At 45.4% G+C, this 23731-nt stretch carries 18 protein-coding genes; 3 read left to right on the plus strand and 15 right to left on the minus strand.

Annotated features, from left to right (window positions below; all coding sequences use genetic code 11):
• Positions 1 to 109: 109 nt before the first annotated feature.
• Positions 110 to 3655 (minus strand): pyruvate:ferredoxin (flavodoxin) oxidoreductase, encoded by a 3546-nt coding sequence (gene nifJ / locus OCV99_RS12125; protein ID WP_158370855.1) that lies wholly within the window; start codon positions 3653 to 3655, stop codon positions 110 to 112.
• Positions 3656 to 4031: 376 nt separating this feature from the next.
• Here nifJ and OCV99_RS12130 point away from each other — a divergent pair, with 376 nt between their 5' ends.
• A complete protein-coding gene (locus tag OCV99_RS12130) occupies positions 4032 to 5411 on the plus strand; it encodes a sodium-dependent transporter (RefSeq protein ID WP_158370857.1) in 1380 nt (459 codons plus the stop codon).
• A 166-nt stretch (positions 5412 to 5577) separates the two neighbouring features.
• Positions 5578 to 6960, plus strand: coding sequence for a sodium-dependent transporter (locus OCV99_RS12135; protein WP_227192865.1), 1383 nt, complete (start codon positions 5578 to 5580; stop codon positions 6958 to 6960).
• An 89-nt stretch (positions 6961 to 7049) separates the two neighbouring features.
• On the opposite strand, the gene lgt is transcribed toward OCV99_RS12135, so the two are convergent.
• The 14 genes from lgt to OCV99_RS12205 all read right to left on the minus strand — a co-directional run bounded on the left by lgt (position 7050) and on the right by OCV99_RS12205 (position 22611).
• On the minus strand, positions 7050 to 7928 hold the full coding sequence (gene lgt, locus OCV99_RS12140) for a prolipoprotein diacylglyceryl transferase (protein WP_158370861.1): 879 nt from the start codon (positions 7926 to 7928) through the stop codon (positions 7050 to 7052).
• 68 nt (positions 7929 to 7996) lie between these two features.
• Positions 7997 to 9097, minus strand: coding sequence for a redox-regulated ATPase YchF (gene ychF, locus OCV99_RS12145; RefSeq protein WP_158370863.1), 1101 nt, complete (start codon positions 9095 to 9097; stop codon positions 7997 to 7999).
• Positions 9098 to 9125: 28 nt separating this feature from the next.
• A complete protein-coding gene (locus OCV99_RS12150; RefSeq protein WP_158370865.1) occupies positions 9126 to 9785 on the minus strand; it encodes a thiamine diphosphokinase in 660 nt (219 codons plus the stop codon).
• Positions 9778 to 10440 carry a ribulose-phosphate 3-epimerase gene (gene rpe, locus OCV99_RS12155; protein WP_158370867.1) on the minus strand — a complete coding sequence of 221 codons (663 nt, stop codon included), beginning with the start codon at positions 10438 to 10440 and terminating at the stop codon, positions 9778 to 9780. The genes OCV99_RS12150 and rpe overlap by 8 nt, the downstream gene beginning before the upstream one ends.
• 2 nt (positions 10441 to 10442) lie before the next feature.
• Complete coding sequence (gene rsgA, locus OCV99_RS12160; protein WP_158370869.1) at positions 10443 to 11321, minus strand: ribosome small subunit-dependent GTPase A; 879 nt, start codon at positions 11319 to 11321, stop codon at positions 10443 to 10445.
• A gap of 3 nt (positions 11322 to 11324) precedes the next feature.
• Complete coding sequence (gene pknB, locus OCV99_RS12165; protein ID WP_158370871.1) at positions 11325 to 13376, minus strand: Stk1 family PASTA domain-containing Ser/Thr kinase; 2052 nt, start codon at positions 13374 to 13376, stop codon at positions 11325 to 11327.
• On the minus strand, positions 13370 to 14113 hold the full coding sequence (locus tag OCV99_RS12170; RefSeq protein ID WP_158370873.1) for a Stp1/IreP family PP2C-type Ser/Thr phosphatase: 744 nt from the start codon (positions 14111 to 14113) through the stop codon (positions 13370 to 13372). The genes pknB and OCV99_RS12170 overlap by 7 nt, the downstream gene beginning before the upstream one ends.
• Positions 14091 to 15161: a dual-specificity RNA methyltransferase RlmN gene (gene rlmN / locus OCV99_RS12175; protein ID WP_158370875.1), complete on the minus strand. Its 1071-nt coding sequence runs from the start codon at positions 15159 to 15161 to the stop codon at positions 14091 to 14093. The genes OCV99_RS12170 and rlmN overlap by 23 nt, the downstream gene beginning before the upstream one ends.
• A gap of 3 nt (positions 15162 to 15164) precedes the next feature.
• On the minus strand, positions 15165 to 16466 hold the full coding sequence (gene rsmB / locus OCV99_RS12180; protein WP_158370877.1) for a 16S rRNA (cytosine(967)-C(5))-methyltransferase RsmB: 1302 nt from the start codon (positions 16464 to 16466) through the stop codon (positions 15165 to 15167).
• Between the two features lie 20 nt (positions 16467 to 16486).
• Positions 16487 to 17191 carry a zinc metallopeptidase gene (locus OCV99_RS12185; protein WP_158370879.1) on the minus strand — a complete coding sequence of 235 codons (705 nt, stop codon included), beginning with the start codon at positions 17189 to 17191 and terminating at the stop codon, positions 16487 to 16489.
• A gap of 264 nt (positions 17192 to 17455) precedes the next feature.
• On the minus strand, positions 17456 to 18385 hold the full coding sequence (gene fmt / locus OCV99_RS12190; protein ID WP_158370881.1) for a methionyl-tRNA formyltransferase: 930 nt from the start codon (positions 18383 to 18385) through the stop codon (positions 17456 to 17458).
• Entirely contained in the window at positions 18386 to 18859 is a 474-nt protein-coding gene (gene def, locus OCV99_RS12195; RefSeq protein WP_158370883.1) for a peptide deformylase, read from the minus strand. It abuts the gene before it with no gap.
• A gap of 15 nt (positions 18860 to 18874) precedes the next feature.
• Positions 18875 to 21103 carry a replication restart helicase PriA gene (priA, locus tag OCV99_RS12200; RefSeq protein WP_158370885.1) on the minus strand — a complete coding sequence of 743 codons (2229 nt, stop codon included), beginning with the start codon at positions 21101 to 21103 and terminating at the stop codon, positions 18875 to 18877.
• Positions 21082 to 22611, minus strand: coding sequence for a UDP-N-acetylmuramoyl-L-alanyl-D-glutamate--2,6-diaminopimelate ligase (locus OCV99_RS12205; RefSeq protein ID WP_158370887.1), 1530 nt, complete (start codon positions 22609 to 22611; stop codon positions 21082 to 21084). Before OCV99_RS12205 ends, priA begins: the two co-directional genes overlap by 22 nt.
• A gap of 258 nt (positions 22612 to 22869) precedes the next feature.
• Here OCV99_RS12205 and OCV99_RS12210 point away from each other — a divergent pair, with 258 nt between their 5' ends.
• Complete coding sequence (locus tag OCV99_RS12210; RefSeq protein ID WP_262575567.1) at positions 22870 to 23715, plus strand: arginase; 846 nt, start codon at positions 22870 to 22872, stop codon at positions 23713 to 23715.
• Positions 23716 to 23731: the final 16 nt, after the last annotated feature.

Consider the following 23731-nt stretch of genomic DNA (forward strand, 5'->3'; position numbering starts at 1 on the left):
TTCCACTATAATCTCTGAAACCGTCACTTTTTCTGCTCCTTATCATAATATCATAAAAAAATGCTATGCAATCGGCTAACCTTTTGCATAGCATTTTTATTTTTAATTCTTATTCTTCTGCACCGTACAGTGCTACCAGTTTCTTCAGATAATCATATCTTTCCATAGCCTCAGCCTCATTCTTAGCGAAGAGCTTCTCAGCCTTTTCTGGATTAGCTCTCTTGAGAGCGTTGTAACGAACTTCGCCATCAAGGAATGCCTGGTATCCTTCCTGCTTAGGCTCTTTGCTGTCAAGTGAGAATTTAGCTCCCTCAGCTGCAGGATTGAACCGGAAATTATTCCAGTATCCACACTCTACTGCCAATGCTTCCTCGGTCTGAGCCTTGCTCATACCTTTCTTAATACCATGGTTGATACATGGAGCGTAAGCAATAATGAGTGATGGTCCCGGATATGCCTCAGCCTCTGCAATTGCCTTTACAGTCTGATTGAAATCAGCACCCATAGCAATCTGTGCTACGTATACATAACCGTAACTCATAGCAATACCTGCAAGGTCTTTCTTCTTAGTCTCTTTTCCGCCTGCTGCAAACTGAGCCGTAGCTCCTGTCTTCGTAGCCTTGGAGGACTGTCCGCCTGTATTAGAATAAACCTCAGTATCAAATACCATGACATTGATGTCTTCACCACTTGCCAGCACGTGGTCTACACCGCCGAAACCGATATCATAAGCCCATCCGTCACCACCGAAAATCCACTGGGATTTCTTAGCAAGGAAGTCTTTATTATTGATAATGTCTCTGCATACGTCACAATCAACACCTTCCAGCGCAGCAACCAGCTTGTCCGCTGCATCTCCATTAGAAGCGCCGCAATTAAATGTATCAAGATATTCCTGGCAAGCCGCCTTAACTTCAGCCGTAGCACATTCTGCATCGGAAGCAAGAATTGTCTCAACCTGAGCTTTCATTCTCTTTCTGATTGCCTTCTGGGCAAGCAGCATACCATAACCAAACTCAGCATTATCCTCAAACAAGGAATTCGCCCATGCCGGTCCTTTACCTTCCGGAGTTACCGTATATGGTGTAGACGGTGAAGAGTTACCCCAGATAGAAGAACATCCGGTTGCATTCGCAATATACATTCTGTCACCGAACAACTGTGTAATTAATTTAGCATAAGGTGTCTCACCACATCCTGCACATGCGCCTGAGAACTCAAGAAGCGGCTGCTTAAACTGGCTTCCCTTAACGGTCTCTGGTTTGAATTTGGCAATGACTTCTGGTTTAACAGGAATCTCTCTTCCAAAGTCAAATACCTCCTGAGAAGCCACATTTGCTTCCATATTTTCCATAACGAGAGCCTTCTCGCCCTTCTTGCCAGGACATACATTCGCACAGGAACCACAGCCTGTACAATCAAGCGCAGATACTGTGATTGCAAACTTCATACCCGGCATACCAATCATATCGATAGCCTTTGTTCCTTCCGGAGCATTAGCCAGCTCTTCTTCTGTAAGCGCTACCGGACGGATGACAGCATGCGGACATACATATGCACAACGGTTACACTGGATACAGTTCTCTGATTTCCATACCGGAATATCTACTGCAATACCACGTTTCTCATATGCAGAAGCGCCGGATGGTGTAGAACCATCTACATAATCATTGAACGCTGATACCGGAAGTGAATTACCTTCCTGTGCATTCACCTTAGCCTGGATATTCTTAACGAAGTCAACAACATCTTCTCTTCCACCCTTAACTTCTGGTGAGAATAATCCTTCATCTTCACAAGATTTCCATGAATCCGGAACCGTTACTTCTACAACCTGCTTAGCGCCTGCATCGATTGCATCATAGTTCATCTGTACAATCTTGTCGCCTTTTCTTCCATAAGTAGCCTTCGCTGCTTTCTTCATCAAATCAATAGCTTCTTCTTCCGGAATGATAGAAGCAAGCTTAAAGAATGCTGACTGAAGAACTGTATTGATACGTCCGCCAAGTCCGATCTCTTTACCAATCTTGATACCATCAATTGTATAGAACTTAATATTATGATCTGCAATGTAAGCTTTTACCTGTCCCGGCAGATGCTTCTCAAGACCTTCCATATCCCATGGGCAGTTCAAAAGGAATGTACCGCCGTCTACCAATTCCTGAACCATGTTGTATTTATTTACATAAGAAGGATTGTGACATGCAACAAAGTTAGCCTGGTGAATCAAATAAGTAGATTTAATCGGGCTCTTACCAAAACGTAAATGAGACATTGTTACACCGCCGGACTTCTTAGAGTCATAATCAAAGTAAGCCTGTGCATACATATCCGTGTTATCACCGATAATCTTAATAGAGTTCTTATTTGCACCAACAGTACCGTCTGCTCCAAGTCCCCAGAACTTACAGTTGATCGTTCCTTCCGGAGTTGTAACCAGAGGTGCTCCAACCTCAAGAGAAAGATTCGTCACATCATCTTCAATACCGATTGTAAATCTTGCTTTTTCTGTATTGTTAAATACTGCAACAATCTGAGCAGGTGTCGTATCTTTGGATCCTAATCCGTAACGTCCGCAATTAATCGGAACTGCATCGAACTTGGAACCCTTTAATGCAGAAACAACATCCAGGTATAACGGTTCTCCCTGTGCTCCCGGTTCTTTTGTTCTGTCAAGAACATTAATAACCTTAACCGTATCCGGAATTGCATCAATAAGCGCCTGTGCACAGAACGGTCTGTAAAGACGTACCTTAACAACGCCGACCTTCTCACCTGCAGCCATCATGTAATCAATCGTCTCTTCAATCGTATCACATACAGAACCCATTGCTACAATAACCTTTTCTGCATCTTCTGCACCGTAATAATTAAAGAGCTTGTAATTTGTACCAATCTTAGCATTCACCTTGTCCATGTACTCCTGTACGATTGCAGGCATTGCATCATAGTACGGGTTACATGCTTCTCTTGCCTGGAAGAAGATGTCCGGATTCTGAGCGGAACCTCTCTGACATGGATGATTCGGATTCAATGCATGCTTTCTGAATGCATCGATTGCATCCATATCTACCAAATCCTTCAGATCTTCATAATCCCATGTCTCAATCTTCTGGATTTCATGAGATGTACGGAAACCATCGAAGAAATTAATAAACGGAAGTTTGCCTTTCAGTGCTGCACAGTGTGCAACCGGTGTCAGGTCCATTACCTCCTGTACGCTGGACTCACAGAGCATCGCAGCTCCTGTCTGACGACAGGCATATACATCAGAGTGATCTCCGAAAATGGATAACGCATGGCTTGCAAGGGCACGGGCAGATACATGAAATACACCCGGCAGCTGCTCACCTGCTACTTTATATAAGTTAGGAATCATAAGGAGTAATCCCTGAGATGCCGTAAATGTCGTCGTTAAAGCTCCCGCTGCCAGCGAACCGTGTACAGCGCCCGCCGCGCCTGCCTCTGACTGCATCTCGGTTACCTGAACGGTCTGTCCAAAAATATTCTTTCTGCCTTCGGTAGCCCACTCATCCACATGCTCCGGCATAACGGATGACGGGGTAATCGGGTAAATAGCTGCAACTTCAGTATAAGCATATGACGCATGAGCCGCAGCCTGATTACCATCCATGGTCTTCATTTTTCTTGCCATTTTAATTGTTCCTCCTTCATTAATCAGAATTAAAATAATTCTCAACGTGTATAATTATTATAGTCCTTAACCTATGAAAAGTCTAGTGCTTCCTACCTTTATTTTGTTCGTTTTTCCATACAAAACAAGCAATGCGGCACTCCTTTCAGAGCCTGGTGCAAGATATTTTTTTAACAATCTTTTGCACTTTCTTAACACAATCTTGACATATTTTCACATTTGAAGTATAATAAAAAAGAGGATTCGGTAGAGTAAAGATGCTCTCACACATAGTGAGCGCATCTTTTTTTATTACAATCCAAAATAGTCGGGGGATATTTGGATTGAAGTACAGATATTGAATCTGAAAAAATTATAGAGAGATTGGAGTGTTTTTATGAGTAGCACGGAAAAGAAACCTGCAGCCAATTTTAATTCCAGATTTGGCTACATCATGGTCGCCGCGGGCGCGGCTATCGGACTCGGAAACATATGGAAATTCCCTTACCTTGCATACGGCGGAGGCGGAGGCGCTTTTATTGTGGTCTACATCATTCTCTGTATCGTTCTTGGGCATCCGGTCGTAGAGATGGAATCCGCAATCGGAAGATACGCAAAGACGAACGGTATTGATGCCTTCGGCGTTGTCAACAAGAAATGGAAATTTGCCGGCTTTATCAACATTGTATGTACCTTCCTGATTGACATGTACTATATCATCGTCAGCGGCTATGTATTGAAATACGCAGTTGCTTATCTGACAGGCGGAAATTTCGGCGGAGACAGAGAAGCCTACTATATGAACTTCATTTCTGATCCCGTCCAGCCACTGATCTACTCAGGAATCTTAATGATTATTATCGTACTTCTATTATCAAAGGGAATCACTGAGTTAGTAGAAAAGGTTACGAAAGTAATCATGCCGTTATTATTCGTACTGCTGCTCATCTGCGGTTTTTGGGCTTTATTCGCATTTGACGGCGCCATTGACGGTTTGAAGTTTTACCTGATTCCTGATTTTTCAAAATTTACATGGAAGACCTTTGCCGATGCCTGTATGCAGGTAATGTTCTCTGTCGGTATCGGATGGTCTATTTTCGTAACCCTTGGAGCAAGCATGAGCGACAGCTCAAATATCCGCAAAGACTCCATGATGGTTACCATTTGTGATACCGCCGTTGCCCTGACGGCCGGATTCGTTATCATTCCTTCTGTTGTGGGAGCCGGATCTGAGATGGCGGCGGGACCATCCCTCGTATTTCTTGCCATGACAGAAATCTTTTCACAGCTTCCGGGCGGTAATATTTTAGGAGTTTTCTTCTTCACCGCATTGATATTTGCCGTACTTTCCACCTACTTCACCATCCTGGAGATTCCGGTAAAATGTATCGAAGAAAAATGCCACATTAACCACCGCAAAGCAACCTGGATTACTGCCATACTGATTTTCATCGGCGGCATCTTCTGTTCCTTAAGCCAGGGCACCGGACTTCTCAGTGGCGTGAAGCTTCCATGGTGGGCATATGGTTCCGGCGTTGTATACTATAATATTTACGATTGGGTTGACTGCTTCTCAGGATATGTTCTTCTTCCTCTCGGCTGCCTCCTGACTGCATTCTATTGCTGCAAAGTATGGGGCTATAAAGAATATGAAAAAGAACTTACCAAGAATGGCCGGGACGGAAAATTATCGATGTACGACAAGGTAGTTATGACCGTGGCCGTTCCGGTTCTGACCTTAATCGTTATACTGAACTGTTTTGGATTCATTAAATAAGCAAAGAGGAAAGCCGTTAAGAAACCGCTAAGTATTCTTCTCTGACTTGACCCTGTAATTCTTATGGGAATATAATAAGAAAGAGGAGTGGTAAAGAGGCTGCTTTCACATCTGTGAGAGCAGCCTCTTTCTATTAACCTAACAGAATAAGTCAGGAGGAATGTTAATGAGTAAACAAGGAAACAAAAAAGCCGCATCTAATTTTAATTCGAGATTCGGCTATATTATGGTCGCCGCAGGCGCGGCTATCGGTCTGGGAAATATATGGAAATTTCCTTACCTCGCTTACGGCGGAGGCGGAGGCGCTTTTATCGTAATCTACATTGTTATGTGTATTGTGCTGGGCCACCCGGTAGTGGAAATGGAATCCGCAATCGGACGTTATGCCCGGACAAATGGTATCGACGCATACGGTGTCGTAAACAAAAAATGGAAGTTTGCAGGTGCGATCAATATTCTGTGTACTATTTTAATTGATATGTACTATATCATCGTCAGCGGCTATGTATTAAAATATGCAATTGCCTATCTTCTCGGAGGCAACTTCGGCGCAGACAAGGAAGCCTATTACATGGACTTTATTTCCAACCCGGTGGAACCGCTGATTTACGCCGGAATCTTAATGATTATTACCGTACTTCTATTAGCCGGAGGTATCACCGAGTTAGTAGAAAAGGTTACGAAAGTAATCATGCCGTTATTATTCGTATTATTAATTATCTGCGGATTTTGGGCGCTTTTCTCTTTTGATGGCGCAATTGACGGTCTGAAATTTTATCTGATTCCGGATTTTTCGAAGGTAACCTGGAAGACGTTCTCTGATGCCTGTATGCAGGTAATGTTCTCTGTCGGTATCGGGTGGTCTATCTTCGTAACACTTGGTGCAAGTGTCAGTGATGACGCCAACATCCGGAAAGACTCCATGATGGTTACCATCTGCGACACGACGGTTGCTTTAACTGCAGGTTTTGTAATCATCCCCACCGTAGTAGGCGCAGGCTCTAAGATGTCAGCAGGACCTTCTCTGATCTTCCTCGCTATGACAGACATCTTCAGCAAACTACCGGGAGGAAATATCATCGGATTTTTCTTCTTTACCGCCATTATTTTTGCCGTACTTTCTACTTACTTTACTATCCTGGAAATTCCGGTCAAATGTGTAGAAGAGAAATTTCATATCAACCACCGGATTGCAACCGTTATCTGTGCCGTATTTATTTTCATCGGCGGCATCTTCTGCTCTCTGAGCCAGGGACACGGACTTCTAAGCGGTGTGAAACTTCCATGGTGGGCATATAACACAGGCGTTGTATATTACAACATTTACGACTGGATCGACAGCTTCTCCGGTTACATCCTTCTTCCACTCGGATGTCTGCTGACAGCATTCTACTGTTGTAAGGTATGGGGCTACAAAGAATATGAAAAAGAACTTACCAAAAATGGAAGAGATGGAAAATTATCGATGTACGACAAAGTGGTTATGACCGTTGTCGTACCGGTTCTGACACTGATTGTTATACTGAACTGCTTCGGATTTATTAACTAAATATCTATAATGATTATCAGCACTCCATTCAAAAAAAGCAGGCACATTCCACAGAAGTTTATACTTCTTCCGGGATATGCCTGCATTTTTTAGGAATGTGTACGGTTCTGCCTTCTACCGGACTTCCGACGGAAGACAATAATCAATATAACCGAAACCATCACCAGCACGCCAGCTAATACCTGGGATACGGGAAGCCCGATTCCCGGAAGCAAAAGCTGGTCTGTCCTTAATCCCTCTATCCAGAACCTTCCGATTCCATAGCCGGCAAGATAAACCAGGAACACCTCACCGTCAAATACCTTGTGTCTTAGATAAATGAAAAGTAAAACCAGAACCAACAGACACCAAATGGATTCATATAAATAGGTCGGATGTACCTGTATATAATCCACACCGTCTATTGTCTCCAGATGCGCCCACATCTTTTCCGTCACATCAGAAGTCGATCTCACTGCGTCCAGCGGAAGCCTCATAGCAAACAGATTATCGGTGTACTCACCAAACGCTTCTCTGTTGAAGAAATTCCCCCATCTGCCAATCATCTGCCCTGTCACCAGTCCGAATACTGCCGTATCCAGAAGCAGCGGTGCAGATAGTTTCTTCACTCGCGCAAACACAAACACCGTAATGACTGCCGCAATTACACCGCCGTAAATAGCAAGCCCGCCTTCTCTGATATTAAATATACTCAGAATATGATCCTTATACATATCCCAGGAAAACACAACATAGTAAATCCTTGCTCCAATAATGCCAAATACTACTGCAAACATCGCCAAGTCGATATAATTCTCAGGTTCCTGTTTCGTACGTTTTGCCACATACATTGCCACAAGCAGCCCTGCTACAATTCCCAGTCCAATCACTATGCCATAATACGCAATATCGAACTGAAATATAGTCAATGTCTTTCCAACATTTTCAAGATGAATCCCTAAATTGGGAAATTCAATTGAAGTATGCATATCTTTTTCTTCCTTTCCTGCCTTACTTCTGCCCGCCAGGCAGCGGGCTGTCTAATCAGAAAAAGTATCTACACATTAAACCGGAACAATATAATATCTCCATCCTGTACAATATAATCCTTTCCCTCCAGACGAACCAGACCTTTTTCTCTTGCCGCCGCATGAGAACCACAAGCCATCAGATCATCATATGCCACTACTTCCGCCCGGATAAATCCTCTCTCAAAATCCGTATGGATCTTCCCGGCAGCCTGAGGTGCTTTTGTCCCCTTGGTAATCGTCCATGCACGCACTTCCGGTTCTCCCGCCGTCAGATAACTAATCAATCCCAAAAGGCTGTAGCTTGCTTTAATCAACTTCTCAAGGCCGGACTCTTTAAGCCCCAGATCTTCCAGGAACATTTTCTTCTCATCCTCATCCAGCTCAGCAATTTCCTGCTCAATCTGCGCACAGACTACGAACACTTCACTGTGTTCTGCCTTGGCAAACTCCCGTACCCTGCACACGCCCTCATTGGAAGCGCCATCATCCGGAAGATCTTCCTCCGTAACATTTGCCGCAAAAATCACCGGCTTATAAGTCAGCAGATTATAACCTGCAAGCCATTCCTGCTCGTCCTCGTCCTCCGCTCCTTCAAAGCTTTTCGCCATCTTGCCTTCTTCCAGATGTGCTTTTATCTTCTCTAAAAGCTTCAGCTCTTTTGCCGCTGTTTTATCATTTCTCGCCACCTTCGCCGTCTTAGCAATGCGGCGCTCTAAAATCTCCAAATCAGAAAAAATAAGCTCAAGATTAATAGTCTCAATATCTCGAAGCGGATCAATACTGCCATCCACATGGATAATATTACTATCCTCAAAACAACGCACTACATGGACAATAGCATCCACTTCACGGATGTTGGCAAGGAACTGGTTTCCAAGCCCTTCTCCTTTCGACGCCCCTTTTACCAGACCGGCAATATCTACAAATTCAATCGCCGCCGGGATAATCTTCTTTGTGTGATACATCTCACCCAGGACATTCAATCTTTCATCCGGTACCGTTACAACGCCCACATTCGGGTCAATCGTACAAAATGGATAATTCGCCGATTCTGCTCCTGCTTTTGTTAAAGAATTAAATAATGTGCTTTTCCCTACATTAGGAAGCCCAATTATGCCTAATTTCATCTGTCTCATTTCCTCTCTGTTGTAATTTCTATTTTTTATCGCGCGTCTCCATCAGAATCACTATGCCGCTTCTGAAATTCACCACAACTTCGTCTTCTTCAATCTGATTGCTGACACACAGACTGTCAGAAGCCGTCATGGTATGCTCACTCAAAGGATATTTTGCTCCTTCAAGGGTCAATCCATACACCGGCTCGCCCAATGGGAACAGCGAAAAATACGGGCCATAGGCATCTTCTTTTCTTAGATGCGTCTCTTCGCCTATCAGACGTATTCTATTCTGCGAATCTAAAATTACAGCCTCTACGCCTGCCTTAAAGGGAATCATCAATGTCTGTACATTCGCCCATAAATGATCAATTCTGCCTCCGGTGGCTCCCAGAATAAGTATTTTCTCACACCCCAGTGTCACACCAAGCCTGACAGCAATCTCTGTATCAGAAGCATCCTTTACCGGATTATATTCCCGGATAGGAACTTTTGTCTCATTCTTATAGTAGTCCACAATATCTCTGGATAAACTGTCAAAATCACCAACGATGTAACTGGGAATGATTTGGTGCTCATACAGGAACTCTACCCCCTTATCCACTCCGATAATACAGGGATTCTCAGCTCTTCTGATCGTATTTAATACCAACTCTTCGTTAAGTGCTCCTCCGCTGACAATGATCGCTTTATTACTCATAACTCTTTAATATCTCCATAAATTTCTTTGTGTTTTCTGCCGGATTTCCTTTAAACACTGCTGATCCGGCAACGATTACATTTGCCCCCGCATCCAGAACCTCTCTCACATTGCTGGGATAAATTCCTCCATCTACCTCAATATCAACAGGGGCTTCTATCTTCTCTATCATCTCTCTGAGTTCTTGTATCCTCTTCAATGCTTCCGGAATGAATTTCTGTCCGCCGAATCCGGGATAAACACTCATAATTAATACCATCTCTATATCATCAAGATATTCCCGCACGGCATCAACTGGTGTGTCAGGACAAATAGATACCCCACAGCGGAGTCCACAACTATGGACTTCTCTGATTGTTTCCCTCAGATCCTTACATGCTTCCAGATGCACGGTTATATTATCTGCGCCTGCGTTCTGGAAATCCTTCACATAGCGGATCGGTTCCTCCACCATCAGATGCACATCCATAAGCTGGCTGGTTGCTTTTTTTATCGATTGCAGCACCGGCATACCGAAAGAAATACTCGGCACAAACATACCGTCCATCACATCAAAATGTAAATACTCTGCCCCCTGCTCTTCCACCAGCCGGATCTGCTCTCCCAGATTTGTAAAATCCGCTGCCAAAATGGATGGCGATAACACATACCTCATCATTAAAATCTCCTCTTCTGCTGCAGCTCATTGTACATATCCAGGTAATTTCCATAACGGATCCTGTGAATTTCTCCCCGCTCAAGAGCTTCTTTCACGGCGCAGCCCGGTTCATGCACATGAACACAGCCATTATATTTGCAGTGTCCTTCATACGGAGAAAACTCCGTAAAATAATATTTCAGTTCTTCCTTCTCGAACTCATTTACATATAATGAACTGAATCCCGGTGTATCCATGATATAGGAATCCTTGTCGACCGCTATTAATTCTGAATGCCGTGTTGTATGTCTGCCCCTGTCAATCTTGCGGCTTATCTCTCCTGTTTCCATCGTGATGTCACTTTGCAGAAGATTAATGATTGAAGATTTTCCCACTCCGGATGGTCCCGCAACCACCGTCGTCTTCCCTTTCAAAAGCGCTTTGATTTCTTCAATATTTTCCTTTTTTCTCGCACTTGAAAATAAAATCGGATAACCACATCTTCCGTAAATCTCTCTCAATTCCTGTATCCTTAGATCATCGGCAATGTCTTTTTTATTAAAACAGAGTATTGCCGGAACTCCCTTGCTTTCCATCATAACAAGGAAACGATCCAACAGATTAAAATGCGGCTTTGGTTTCGTTACTGCAAATACTACCATCGCCTGATCCACATTTGCCACAGCAGGTCGGGTCAATGCATTTTTTCGTGGGAAAATCCTGACAATATTTCCCGTTTTCTCTGTTTTTTCCAAAATATCTATCTCTACATCGTCTCCGACCAGAGGCTTCTGTCCCTCTTTGCGGAACACTCCTTTTGCTTTACATTCGTAAACACCGGATTCTACTATATGAACATAGTAGAATCCGGCAATTCCCTTTACTATCTTTCCCCGCATATATTATTCCGCCTCATTACGCGGTGTAGGTGCAATCTCTTCCGTGGTAATTTCAACACCTCTGCTTACATAAAGGACAATACCTGTATCCTTGCTCACAGTCTCGCCTATACCCGGATCACAGCTAATTACGCACCCCTCCGGGACATCGGCGTTGTCCTCATAGATAACATCTGATACATACAGTCCTTCGGCGCTGATCTTCTCTTTCGCCCCATCAACCGTATATCCAGCCACATCCGGTACGGCAATCGGTTTATTTCCAAGACTGACAACCAGGTCTACACTGGTATTTTCCTCTACCTTCTCACCGACGGCTACGGACTGAGAAATGACCAGTCCTGCTTCATAATCATCACTGTACTCTGTCGTCACATTGCCCGCCTTCAGCTTAGCAGACGTAAGCTCACTTTTAGCATCATTCTCGGACTTTCCTCTGACATCCGGCACTGAAACTTTATCCGGCTTTTTCGGTCCCTTGCTGACCTGCATCACGATTTCCGTATCCTTCGTGCCTTTGGCTCCTGCCGCCGGAGTTGTCCCGATAACCGTCCCCTGCTCTGAATCATTATACACCGCCTCTGACGTAATCTTCTGGAACCCTTCGTCATTCAAGGCCTTCATCGCATCGCTCTCATTCATTCCCGCCACATTCGGTACGGTAAGCACCTCTTGCTCTCCTTCTACCAGCTTCGAACTAATAATCAATTCAATCTGCGTATGCTTAGCAACCTTCTCACCACTTTCCGGAGACTGCTCCATTACAGTTCCCGCCTCATATTCCGTTGATTCCTTTTCAGTTCCCAGTTTATACCCCAAACCTGCTTTATTTAAGATATCAATTGCTTCTTCCTTCGTCTTACCCACTACATTCGGCACTTTAACCTTTTCGTCCGATGTCTCCGTATCTGTGCTGGGTCCAAACTGGAAGATACCTGACGCCCTGCCAACCACAACGGCAAGCACGATAATCACAATGACTGCCACCGCAACGGTAAGGATTTTCATGACTTTATTCATGCGGGGATTCACTTCATCGCTTCCATGCTCCCGTCCGCCGTATTCATCCTCTTCTTCGTCATCATCGTCGTCATCATCATCGTCATATTCGTCATCGTCGTCATCATAATCTTCGTCTTCATCCTCATACGCGCTGCGGATATTGTCCAACTCATCTTCCGTAATAATGACCGTATCCGCATTTTGCTGTGGGATCAGCTTTACAAAATCCCCCTCCGGATCTACAAGAGAATGTTTCAAATCCTGAATCAATTCCTTCGTTGATGCGTAGCGCCGCTCAGAATTCTTCTGTGTACACTTCAAAATAATCTGCTCTAAACTATATGGAATATCCGGCACCAGCTCAGAAGGCGGCGTAATCTCTTCCTGCAGGTGCTTTAACGCCACTTCTACCGTAGATTTCCCGTCAAAAGGCACATGTCCCGTCACCATCTCATACAAAGTAATTCCCACAGAATAAATGTCGCTCTTAGCATCTACATAGCCGCCTCTCGCCTGCTCCGGCGATGTATAATGAACAGAACCCATGGCCGCCATGGTTACTGTATTAGACGTAGTCGCTTTGGCAATGCCAAAATCCGTTACTTTTACCTTGCCGTCGTTAGAAATAATTACATTTTGAGGCTTAATATCACGGTGAATAATATTTCTCTCATGTGCAGCTTCGATTCCATTGCACATCTGAATCGCAATACTGATAACCTCTCTCGCCGACAGCCTTTTCTTTCTCTCAATATATTCTTTTAATGTTACCCCTTCCACAAGCTCCATAACCATGTAATACAGTCCGCGGTCTTCTCCTACATCGTACACATTTACAATGTTGGGATTCAAAAGACCTGCCGCCGCCTGTGCCTCGGAGCGGAATTTCTTTACAAATGTCTCGTCTTCTCTTAATTCTTTCTTTAATACCTTAATCGCAACAAAGCGGTTCAGCATAACATCCTTTCCTTTGTAAACATCTGCCATTCCGCCTGCGCCTATTTTACTTAATACCTCATACCTTTTTCCCAGAAAAATTCCACTTTTTACCATATACTCACCTCACCGGCAACCGGTTCCGCCAGCACAACGCCTATATTGTCCCGGCCGCCATTGTAGTTTGCCCGGTCAATCAACAGATTCACCGCTTCTACAATATCCCTTGCTCCTTTCACCAGCCCAAACATATCCTCATCTTCTACCATGTTACTGAGTCCATCCGTACACATCAGAATAACGTCCCCCCTTTTTAGACGATATTCATAAAAATCAGCTTCTGCCTCTTCCTTCACGCCCATTGCGCGTGTGATGATATTTTTATCCGGATGATTTCTTGCGTCCTCTGCCCGGATTCCTCCGAGTCTGACCATTTCTTCCACCAGAGAATGATCCTTAGACAACTGCTTAATCTTATTATCAATCAAATACAGCCTGCTGTCGCCGATATTAGCAAAATGCAGTGTATTCCCTATGACTGTTGCCACTACCAGAGTTGTTCCCATACCTTCCAGCTTTATATCCGAAGATGCGGCCTCAATCAACTTCCGGTTCGCCGTATCGATGCATTTCTTTAAAATCTGCTCCGGCTTACCCTCTTCACTCGCCATAAGCTCTTCCTTCAAAACTTCTACTGTATATTTCGACGCAAAATCTCCTGCCTTATGTCCCCCCATGCCATCTGCTACTACCAACAGGTTCGGAAATGGACCGATTTTCTGATCCGTAGCAAATACATAATCCTGATTGACTTCCCGTTTTCTTCCGACATCAGTCATTGCATAAATTTTCATGCGCTTCTCCTTCTTTGGCTGACACATACCGCCGCCGCAATTGTCCACAGGCTCCATCAATATCGGAACCTCTTTCCTTTCTTATTGTAACATTTATTCCATTTCTTTCAAGATTATTTTCAAAATCCAATGCATTTTTACGGCTTGGTTTGCGAAATTCTCTCTCTTTAATCGGATTTACCGGTATCAGATTCAGGTGACAACTGCGTTTTTTCAAAATCTCTGTCAATTCCCGGACATCCTCCGGTGTATCGTTGAGACCTTCCACTAAACTGTATTCAAAGGTAATTCTTCTTCCAGTCTTCCCAAAATAAACATCACATGCATCCAAGACTTCGTCGAGGCTATATTTATTCGCTATAGGCATCAGCCTCTTTCGCTTCTCCTGACTGGACCCATGGAGGGAAAGCGCCAATGTAATCTGAAGTTTTTCTTCTGCCAGACGGTACATATTCGGCACAATCCCGCAGGTGGAAGCAGTAATATTACGCTGGCTGATATGCAATCCATGTTCATCACTTATCATATGTATAAAATTCAGAAAGTTATCATAATTATCCAGCGGCTCACCCGTTCCCATCACTACAATATTCGATACTCGCTCTCCGCTGATTTTCTGAATTTGATAGACCTGCCCCAGCATCTCGGATGTGGTAAGATTCCGCACCAACCCTCCAATTGTAGACGCGCAGAAACGGCATCCCATTCTGCACCCCACCTGAGATGAAATACAGACAGAATTGCCGTAATTATATTTCATCAGGACGCTCTCCACCACATTCCCGTCGCAAAGCCCAAACAGGAATTTCTCCGTAGGATCCTCTCGGGAAACCTGACGTTCCAGCATGGATACCTTTCGTATCTCATATCGTTCGGAAAGTTTCTGCCGCAGACTTTTGGACAGATTCGTCATCTCATCAAAGCTTTCCGCAAGCTTCACGTGCAGCCATTCATAAATCTGCCTGCCCCGGAACGCCTTTTCGCCGATGGATTCCATCTCTCTTTGCAATTGCTCAAATGTATAAGAACGTATATCTTTCTTCTCCATCCGTTATTCCTTTCTGTCAAACTGCGCAAGATAAAACCCATCGCAGGGATCTACCCCGGGAAGCATCTGCCTCTGCCTTTTCAACTCGAACTGTGGGTACTCTGCCGCAAACCAGGCCGCATTTTCCTCGTTCTCTCCCCGATGAATGGTACAGGTACTATAGATAAGCTTTCCCCCCGGCTTTACATAAGCCTGGACTGTAGAGAGGATTTCTCTCTGCAGTTTTATCAGTTTTTTCTGGGTCTCTTCCGTCATTTTGTATTTCAAATCCGTCTTCCTGCCCAGAACTCCCAGCCCGGAGCAGGGAAGGTCGGCAATCACAATATCTGCTTTTCCCACTGCATTTTCATCTAAAACGAGCGCGTCCCACCGGACTGCCCGGATATTAGCGGCGTCGGTACGGCGGATATTTTCCTGAATCAGGTTCACCTTATAATCCGTCAGATCCCTTGCCTCCACGCACCCGCTCCCGGCAAGCTTATCTGCCAGATGGAGCGCTTTGCCGCCGGGCGCAGCACACACATCTATAATATAATCCCCTTCCTGCGGACCCGCCCATTCCGCCACCAACATGGAGCTTACATCCTGCACCTGGAAATCCCCCTGTCGGAAGCTTGGAAGCGCCTCCAGATAATCATAGCCGGATATCCACAGCGCATATGGCAGAAGTGTCTGCCTTTCTGCCCGCACTCCTTCTCTTTCCAGTTTCTGTATCAACTCTTCCGGGCTGATCCGGTTCAGATTGCAGCGGACAGACGTAGGCTTTTCTTTCAAAAAGTCCTGCAGCATCTTCTCCACCGTATCTTCCTCATAGGAAGAAAGCCACTGTTTTACAATCCACTCCGGCATAGAGTAAGTCACGGAAAGCCACTCTATTGTATCTTTCCTGTCAGGCATGGAAAGATTGTCCAGATTACGCGCTATATTCCGGAGCACTCCATTCACAAACCCCTTCAGATTCCGGAATCCCTTCTTACCTGCCAATTTCACTGCTTCATTGCAGACAGCAGAATCAGGAACGCTGTCCATATACTTCATCTGATAGACCGCGCTCCTTAAAATTGTCCGTATAACCGGCTTCATTTTATTTACTTTTACTTTGGAAAACTGGTTAATAATATAATCAATCTCTATCATCCGCTCCAGTGTTCCTTCCGTTATCCTGGTAAGGAAGGCACGCTCCTGCTTTGTAAGGAACTGGTACTTTTCAAGCACATTCCGAAGAACAATGTGGCTGTATTCCCCGTCCCTGGTTACAGAAAGCAATACCTCCATAGCCAGTTCTCTCATATCAACCGCCGCCATAGGGAGAGTTCTCCTTCTTATCAGTCATTTCTTCTATTCGCAAGCAGGACAATCCTGAGAAGCTGCAAGATTGCAGATGCAGCTCCCGCCACATAAGTAAGAGCCGCTGCTGTCAGCACCTTTCTTGCCGCACTTAGTTCATCTCCATAGAGCATCCCAGTATCTCCTAACACCTGCATAGCACGACGGGAAGCATTAAATTCCACCGGAAGCGTTACAATCTGAAACAGAACCGCCAGTGAAAATGCCAGAATTCCAAGATTCAATAAAAATGCAGATGTTTCTCCTGAAAAAAGAAATCCTAATAAAATAAGCGGCCAGGCTATCGTACTTCCGAAATTCGCCACAGGAACCAACGCACTTCTGAAACTAAGCGGAGCATAACCTCTGGCATGCTGAATAGCATGTCCGCATTCATGGGCAGCAACACCGATTGCCGCCACAGACTGTGAGCCATAGGTCGCATCGGATAATCTTAACACCTTGCTTCTCGGATCAAAATGATCTGTTAAATTGCCGGATACATGCTCTACCCGCACATCGTAGATGCCCGCGCTCTGCAGTACCCTCTCTGCCGCCTCTCTTCCCGTCATTCCCGAATAACTTCTGACTTTGGAATATTTATTAAATGTAGCGTTCATACTTGCCGATGCAATCAGACAGATAATCACACCTATCAAAACCAGAATGTACGTGGGATCAAAGTAAAAATATGGATATATCATAACCATCCTCCTATCCTTTTTCCATGTATTATATACGAAAAACAGGCAGGAAACCTGTTTTTCATATATTTTTAATAATTTTTACGTAACAGTTCAGCCATAAGTCGGATTGTGGGTGAATCATGCTTGCATGAATGAACACACGATCCGGCTTATGAGCAGAGCGCCATTTTATGAGCAAAAACAGCTGCATAGCAGCGGAGAAGCATCGTAGATGCGTTTTGCGAATGGCGCGGTCTGAACTGTTACATTTTTTACCGGACTTTATTTAAACTGCGTCCCTTCTTCCAGCGTATATCCCCGCAGAAACGCACCTGTATCCATCCGTTTCTTACCCGGAATCTGCAGAGCCTTTACAACCAGCTGCCCTTTTCCTGTCTGTACGGAAAAAGAATTCTTCTGAACCGCCACCACCGTCCCCGGGGTCTGCCCGGATTCTGCTTCTGTCACATCCGCTTCCCAGATTTTCATTGTCTTTCCATTCCAGTCCGTATATGCACTGGGCCAAGGATTCAGTCCGCGGACAAGCCGCTCAATCGAGCAGGCAGATCTCGTCCAGTCGATTGCTCCCAGCTTTTTATCCAGCATCCGCGCATAAGCCGTCGGGCTCTCTCCCTGCTTCTCAGGCACAAGCCTTCCCGCCTCCAGTTCCTTTAAAGTCCTGACACAAAGCTTGGCCCCTGCTGACGCCAGCTTATCATGAAGGCTTCCCCCTGTCTCTTTTTCATCCAGTGCAACCTCTGTCTTAAGCAGCATATCACCCGTGTCCAGCCCTTCATCCATCTGCATGGTTGTAACACCGGATACAGGCTCTCCGTCAATAACGGCCCATTGAATCGGCGCCGCCCCTCTATATTTGGGAAGAAGAGAAGCGTGTACATTAATGCAGCCATAGGGAGTCATCTCCAGAATTTCTTTGGGCAGAATCTGTCCAAATGCAATGACAACCATCACGTCCGCCCGGTACTTCCCCAGCTCTTCCACACATTCCGGGTCTCTTACCCTACGCGGCTGGAACACCGGAATCCCATGCGCCAGCGCCGTCTCTTTTACCGGGGAAAACTGCACTTCCTTCCCCCGTCCCTTAGGCTTATCCGGCTGCGTTACCGCAAGAACCACTTCGTGCCCCGCTTCTATAAGCGCTTCCAGTGTTCCCACCGAAAAATCCGGCGTTCCCATGAATACAATCCTCATTTATTCATCCTCCTCATAAGAAGTCTGGTGCAGCTCTCCTTCCACAAGACTTACGTACATCTTCCCGTCCAGGTGGTCAATCTCATGGCAGAATGCCCTTGCAAGAAGCCCTTCTCCTTCCATCTCAATCTCTTCCATATCTTCATTCAACGCCCGAACCTTCACATAATTCGGACGTGTCACAATACCGGACATGCCAGGCACGCTAAGACAGCCTTCCTCTCCCGTTTGCTCTCCTGACGACTCAACAATCACCGGATTCACCAGCACAATCGGTCCTTCTCCTACATCTATTACAACAATCCTTTTTAAAATGCCTACCTGGGGAGCCGCAAGACCTACCCCGGCCGCCTCGTACATCGTATCAAGCATATCATTGATTAATATCTTTGTCCTAAGAGACATCTTCGTTACTTCTTTACAGTTCTTTGTGAGAACTTCATCACCCAGCTCTCGTATTTTTCTAATTGCCATTGGTAATCCCTCTCCTTAAAATATATTCATTGGATTAAAATCAAACTGAACCCGCAGGGAATCAAACCCGCTGTTCACTTCAATATATTGTTCTAACCTGTCTTTTGCCTTTATAAGCATACCATATTCTTCACATTTTAGATAGAGAATCTTTCGATAAATATCATTCACTTTTCCCACACTCGGACTTGCCGGTCCAATGACTGTCAGCAAATGATTCTTATCCATCCGCTCTGCATATTTCTTCAGATAATCCGCCGCTGTCTCCAGAAGCTCTTCATCCGCCCCGGTAATCAGAACTGCCAAAAGTTCTCTTACCGGAGGATACCCCATCAGTTCCCGGTAACCGATTTCCTTTCGGTAAAACCCTTCATAATCCTGTCTTACCGCTGCCTCGATACTATAATGTTCCGGACTGTAGGTCTGTATCACTGCCTCACCCTTCTCCCTGCCTCTTCCGGCTCTTCCCACTGCCTGGGTAAGAAGCTGGAATGTCCGCTCTCCGGCACGGTAATCATCCGCATACAGGGACATATCCGCCGCAAGAACTCCTACCAGCGTTACATTTGGAAAATCATGTCCCTTCACAATCATCTGCGTTCCTACCAGAATGTCCGCTTCTTCATTTGCAAATGCCGCAAGGATTTTCTCATAACCATCCTTATTCTTCGTAGTATCCATATCCATCCGAAGAACCCGCGCGCCGGGGAACACCTTTTTCACCAGGTCTTCTACCTGCTGCGTTCCTGCCCGAAAACCACCCATATGGGGAAATCCACAGACCGGACACACTGAAACCATCGGTTTCTCATAACCACAGTAATGGCAGACCAGCTTCCCATTCTTGTGAGCAGATAATGCCACATCACAATGCGGACATTTTTCCACATAACCGCAGGAACGGCAGGATACGAAGCCCGCATAGCCTCTTCGGTTAAGAAAAAGCATCGTCTGCTGTCCTTTTGCAAGGCGATCCGACATCAGCTCCCGCAGCCTGTCACTTAGGATGGAGCGGTTTCCGCCGGAAAGCTCTCTGCGCATATCCACTGTATACACCTCCGGCATGCACTGCCTCTGCGCCCTGTTCTTAAGCTCCAGCAGTTTATATTCTCCCATTTCTGCACGGTAATATGCCTCCAACGACGGGGTTGCCGACCCCAGGACAACACTTGCCCCGGAAAGCTCCGCCCTGTGGATCGCAGTCTCCCTTGCATGGTATCTTGGCGTCTGTTCGCTCTTATACGTAGGTTCATGTTCTTCATCGATTACGATCAGTCCCAAATCGGGAAATGGAGTAAAAAGTGCAGATCGAGGACCAATCATCACATCCACATCCCCGCATTTTGCCCTTTGCATCTGATCGTACCGCTCCCCTGCTGACATACGAGAATTCATGATTGACACTCTGTCCCCGAACCTTCGGTAAAACCGCATAACCGTCTGATAAGTCAGAGAAATCTCCGGGATCAGCACGATTGCCTGCCTTCCTCTTTCTACCACTCTGGCAATCATTTCCATATAAACTTCCGTCTTTCCGCTTCCGGTAACTCCATGAACCAGATACGTATTACGCTCTCCTGCTTCATAATCTCTGCTGAAAGTATGGATTACATTTTGCTGTTCTTCTGTATAGGACAGCTGTTTCATTCTCTCTCCCTCTGCAATCCGCGGACTCCGGAACACTCTCTCCGATTCTATTGTCAAAACGCCCTGCTCTTCCAGCGCACGGATTACAGGCGCTGTGATACTCAGATGCTTTCTCACCAGTCCGTACTCCAGCACCGGGTCATCAAGAAGCGCAGCAAGGAGCCTTGCCCTTGCCCGCTGGTTCTTATTCAGGTAAATCTCCAACTGTTTCCTGCCTTCTTCCTCATTCAAAAGAAGCCGGATCGTGCGCTTCTCCTTCTCATTTTCCCTTCGCTTAACCGGCAGCACTGTCTTCAGCGCCTGAATCATCGTTCCGCCGTAAGACTCTTTCATCCATGCAGCCAGCGCCACAAGCTGGGCTTCTATCGCCACGCCGTCCTCTGAAACACCGGCCACGGATTTTATCTTATCAGCATCATAATCCGCTCTGTCACAAAGCCCTACCACATAGCCTTTCGTCTCTTTATTCCCTCTGCCAAAAGGTACGATTACCTCCATGCCTGTTCGCAGTGTTCCCTCCAGTTCAGGGGGAACACTATACTGAAAGATTCTGTCTAACTTTTCATGTGTAATGTCTATGATAATATTTGCGTACATGTAATCTCCTTTACCAGTTTCCTGTCATCCATTTCATAGCGGATGCCCTGAATTTCCTGGTATGTCTCGTGTCCTTTCCCGGCAATTATAATCACATCGCCGGATTTTCTGTTCTCTATTGCATAGCGAACGGCTTCCCTGCGGTCTTCTACCACCACATACGCTCCATTCGTCCTCTTCATTCCCGTCAAAATGTCTTTTATAATCTCTCCCGGCTCTTCATACCTTGGATTATCCGTTGTAATCACAGTGAAGTCCGCGTATCTTCCCGCCACTTCTCCCATTTCATACCGCCGTTCTTTGGAGCGATTGCCTCCGCACCCAAATACTACAACAATTCTGCCATCTGCGTACTCCCTTAACATCTGCAGTATGCTCTTAAGGCTCATAGCATTATGAGCATAATCTACAAAAACCATCCCGTCTCTCCATGCCGCCGCCAGCTCCATCCTTCCCGGAATCCTGATTTTCTTAAGTCCCTCCCGTATCGTTTCATTTTCCACACCCAGATATCTCACAGCAGCGGCGGCTGCCATGGAATTGTATACGTTAAAGTGGCCGGGAAGCGGAAGCTCTATCTCTATCTCCTCTGCCTGCCTTTTCCCATCTGCCATACCCAGCCGATACCTTATCCCAAAGCAATCTCTCCTACATATCTTCCGAATATCCAAAGCATGGTAATCCATTTGCACACATCCGCCACCGCATCCATAAGTGATTTTTTCACATTCGGTTCCCTCAAAAATCTCTTCGTACCACGGATCGTCCGCATTTCCAATTCCCACTTTGCTCTGTAAAAATAAAAGATGCTTACATTGCAGATATTCTTCAAAATCCGCATGTTCACTGGTTCCGATATGATCTCTCCCAAGATTGGTAAAAATCCCCACTTCAAACCTTATTCCTGCCGTCCGCTTCAGTTTTAATCCCTGAGAAGACACCTCCATTACCACACTGTCACATCCCGCCACCACCATCTCATGCAGATATGCCTGTATCTGGCAGGATTCCGGCGTCGTATTGTAGCTGCTAAGAATCCGCCGTCCGGTATCCACCCGAACCGTACCAATCAGCCCGGTCTTGTGTCCGCCGTAATTCAGAAGCTGCTGAACCATACACGCCGTTGTCGTTTTGCCTTTCGTTCCTGTAATACCAATCACTTTCATTTTCCGAGCCGGATAACCGTATAAAGCCGCCGACATCAGCGCCAGTGCATATCTGGTATCACTCACCCGGATAATCGTCACATTCCTGGAATCCGGCAGAAAATCCTCACACCGAATCCACCGCTCATAACACTCCTCACTCTGTATCACCAGCGCCGTCGCGCCCCGCTCCAGAGCCTTTCCCACAAAATCATGACCATCCCTGCAGTATCCTTTTATACAAACAAAAACATCCCGTTCTCCAATATTCTCCGTATCATTGGTAACTTTCCTTATCTTCCTCTCAACCGTACCCTTAAGAACCTCATACGTAAGCCCTGTAAGAAGTTCGGAAAGCTCCATATTGATTCCTTACTATTTAAACTTACTTATAATTTTTACACAAATCCCCAAAACCGTCAACCGTTTCCAATTGCCAAAATTCGCCACAGTATGATACAATAATTACCATTCACAGCCGATTTGAAATCCAATATGGATTCGTCGTGCTTGCACGTAAGAAGATATAGACGAATGCAGTTCCGATTGGAAAGGCGTCGGCTGCTTGCAGACAAGCACATTCGGAGCAACATGTTCGTTTTATTATCACATTGGGAGGGTATGATGTTTCACATTTTTGGATGCCCCATGCACTTTGGGGTCGGTGACAAGGGACTGACCTACAGTCTCGACTATTTTAATGATTATTGTAAGGATTTAGAAATTACCATGCTTCCGGAGATTACCATGCCGGAATACAATTTGAAGAATCTAAAGAATTTAAACAGTGTAATTGCCACCTGCGAGCAGATTGCCGAAGAAGGCCGCAAGGCAATCAAAAACGGCGAAGTTCCTCTTTTTATTGCCGGAGATCACAGTTCTGTGATCGGTACGATTTCAGCTTCTGCAACGTGTTATGACAATCTGGGGCTTATCTGGATTGACGCGCATCCGGACATTAACACGGATGCCACTACAGTTACCGGGAATATCCACGGTATGCCCGTCGCTGCACTTCTCGGAATGGGAGAAAAAAGGCTGACTCAGATTTTGACGCCGGATGTGAAACTCCGGCCGGAAAATATTGTCATGATTGGCCTTCGGGATATAGATCCCCCAGAAGCCACATTTTTAGAAAAATTAAAAATCCGGCATTATACTTATGACGAAGTTCTGAAACGGGGACTGGAAGCCTGTTTAAATGATACGGTGTCTTATCTTTCTCATTTAAAGCATGTCCATATCAGTTTCGATATCGACGTCATGGATCCTGCTTTCCTGCCCGGCGTTTCCGTACCCGTTCCTGATGGTTTTAAAGAAGCGGAAGCCTTCCGTATCATGGACAGATTAATGACTGAATTGCCTATTTCTTCTTATGATATCGTAGAATATAATGCCGAACATGACACAGATGATAAAACTGCTGCCTTTGCCAAAAAATTGGCACATTTTATCTTAAAACATTGATTCATATGCATTACTG

It is taken from the genome of Dorea acetigenes (genome assembly GCF_025567385.1).
Taxonomy (GTDB): domain Bacteria; phylum Bacillota; class Clostridia; order Lachnospirales; family Lachnospiraceae; genus Claveliimonas; species Claveliimonas acetigenes.

Coding starts and splice junctions, on each gene's coding strand:
- rsgA (WP_158370869.1), bottom strand. CDS start 11,321: ATGCGGGGAAAGATAGTAAAGGGAATTGCCGGATTCTACTATGTTCAT.
- rpe (WP_158370867.1), bottom strand. CDS start 10,440: ATGAGGTATGTGTTATCGCCATCCATTTTGGCAGCGGATTTTACAAAT.
- rsmB (WP_158370877.1), bottom strand. CDS start 16,466: ATGGCGGCGGTTGATATGAGAGAACTGGCTATGGAGGTATTGCTTTCT.
- OCV99_RS12185 (WP_158370879.1), bottom strand. CDS start 17,191: ATGATATATCCATATTTTTACTTTGATCCCACGTACATTCTGGTTTTG.
- ychF (WP_158370863.1), bottom strand. CDS start 9,097: ATGAAATTAGGCATAATTGGGCTTCCTAATGTAGGGAAAAGCACATTA.
- OCV99_RS12170 (WP_158370873.1), bottom strand. CDS start 14,113: ATGAAAATTTATGCAATGACTGATGTCGGAAGAAAACGGGAAGTCAAT.
- OCV99_RS12130 (WP_158370857.1), top strand. CDS start 4,032: ATGAGTAGCACGGAAAAGAAACCTGCAGCCAATTTTAATTCCAGATTT.
- OCV99_RS12205 (WP_158370887.1), bottom strand. CDS start 22,611: ATGGAGCTTTCCGAACTTCTTACAGGGCTTACGTATGAGGTTCTTAAG.
- fmt (WP_158370881.1), bottom strand. CDS start 18,385: ATGAGGATTGTATTCATGGGAACGCCGGATTTTTCGGTGGGAACACTG.
- OCV99_RS12210 (WP_262575567.1), top strand. CDS start 22,870: ATGATGTTTCACATTTTTGGATGCCCCATGCACTTTGGGGTCGGTGAC.
- pknB (WP_158370871.1), bottom strand. CDS start 13,376: ATGGTAAAAAGTGGAATTTTTCTGGGAAAAAGGTATGAGGTATTAAGT.
- def (WP_158370883.1), bottom strand. CDS start 18,859: ATGGCAATTAGAAAAATACGAGAGCTGGGTGATGAAGTTCTCACAAAG.
- OCV99_RS12150 (WP_158370865.1), bottom strand. CDS start 9,785: ATGAGTAATAAAGCGATCATTGTCAGCGGAGGAGCACTTAACGAAGAG.
- nifJ (WP_158370855.1), bottom strand. CDS start 3,655: ATGGCAAGAAAAATGAAGACCATGGATGGTAATCAGGCTGCGGCTCAT.
- OCV99_RS12135 (WP_227192865.1), top strand. CDS start 5,578: ATGAGTAAACAAGGAAACAAAAAAGCCGCATCTAATTTTAATTCGAGA.
- priA (WP_158370885.1), bottom strand. CDS start 21,103: ATGTACGCAAATATTATCATAGACATTACACATGAAAAGTTAGACAGA.
- rlmN (WP_158370875.1), bottom strand. CDS start 15,161: ATGGAGAAGAAAGATATACGTTCTTATACATTTGAGCAATTGCAAAGA.
- lgt (WP_158370861.1), bottom strand. CDS start 7,928: ATGCATACTTCAATTGAATTTCCCAATTTAGGGATTCATCTTGAAAAT.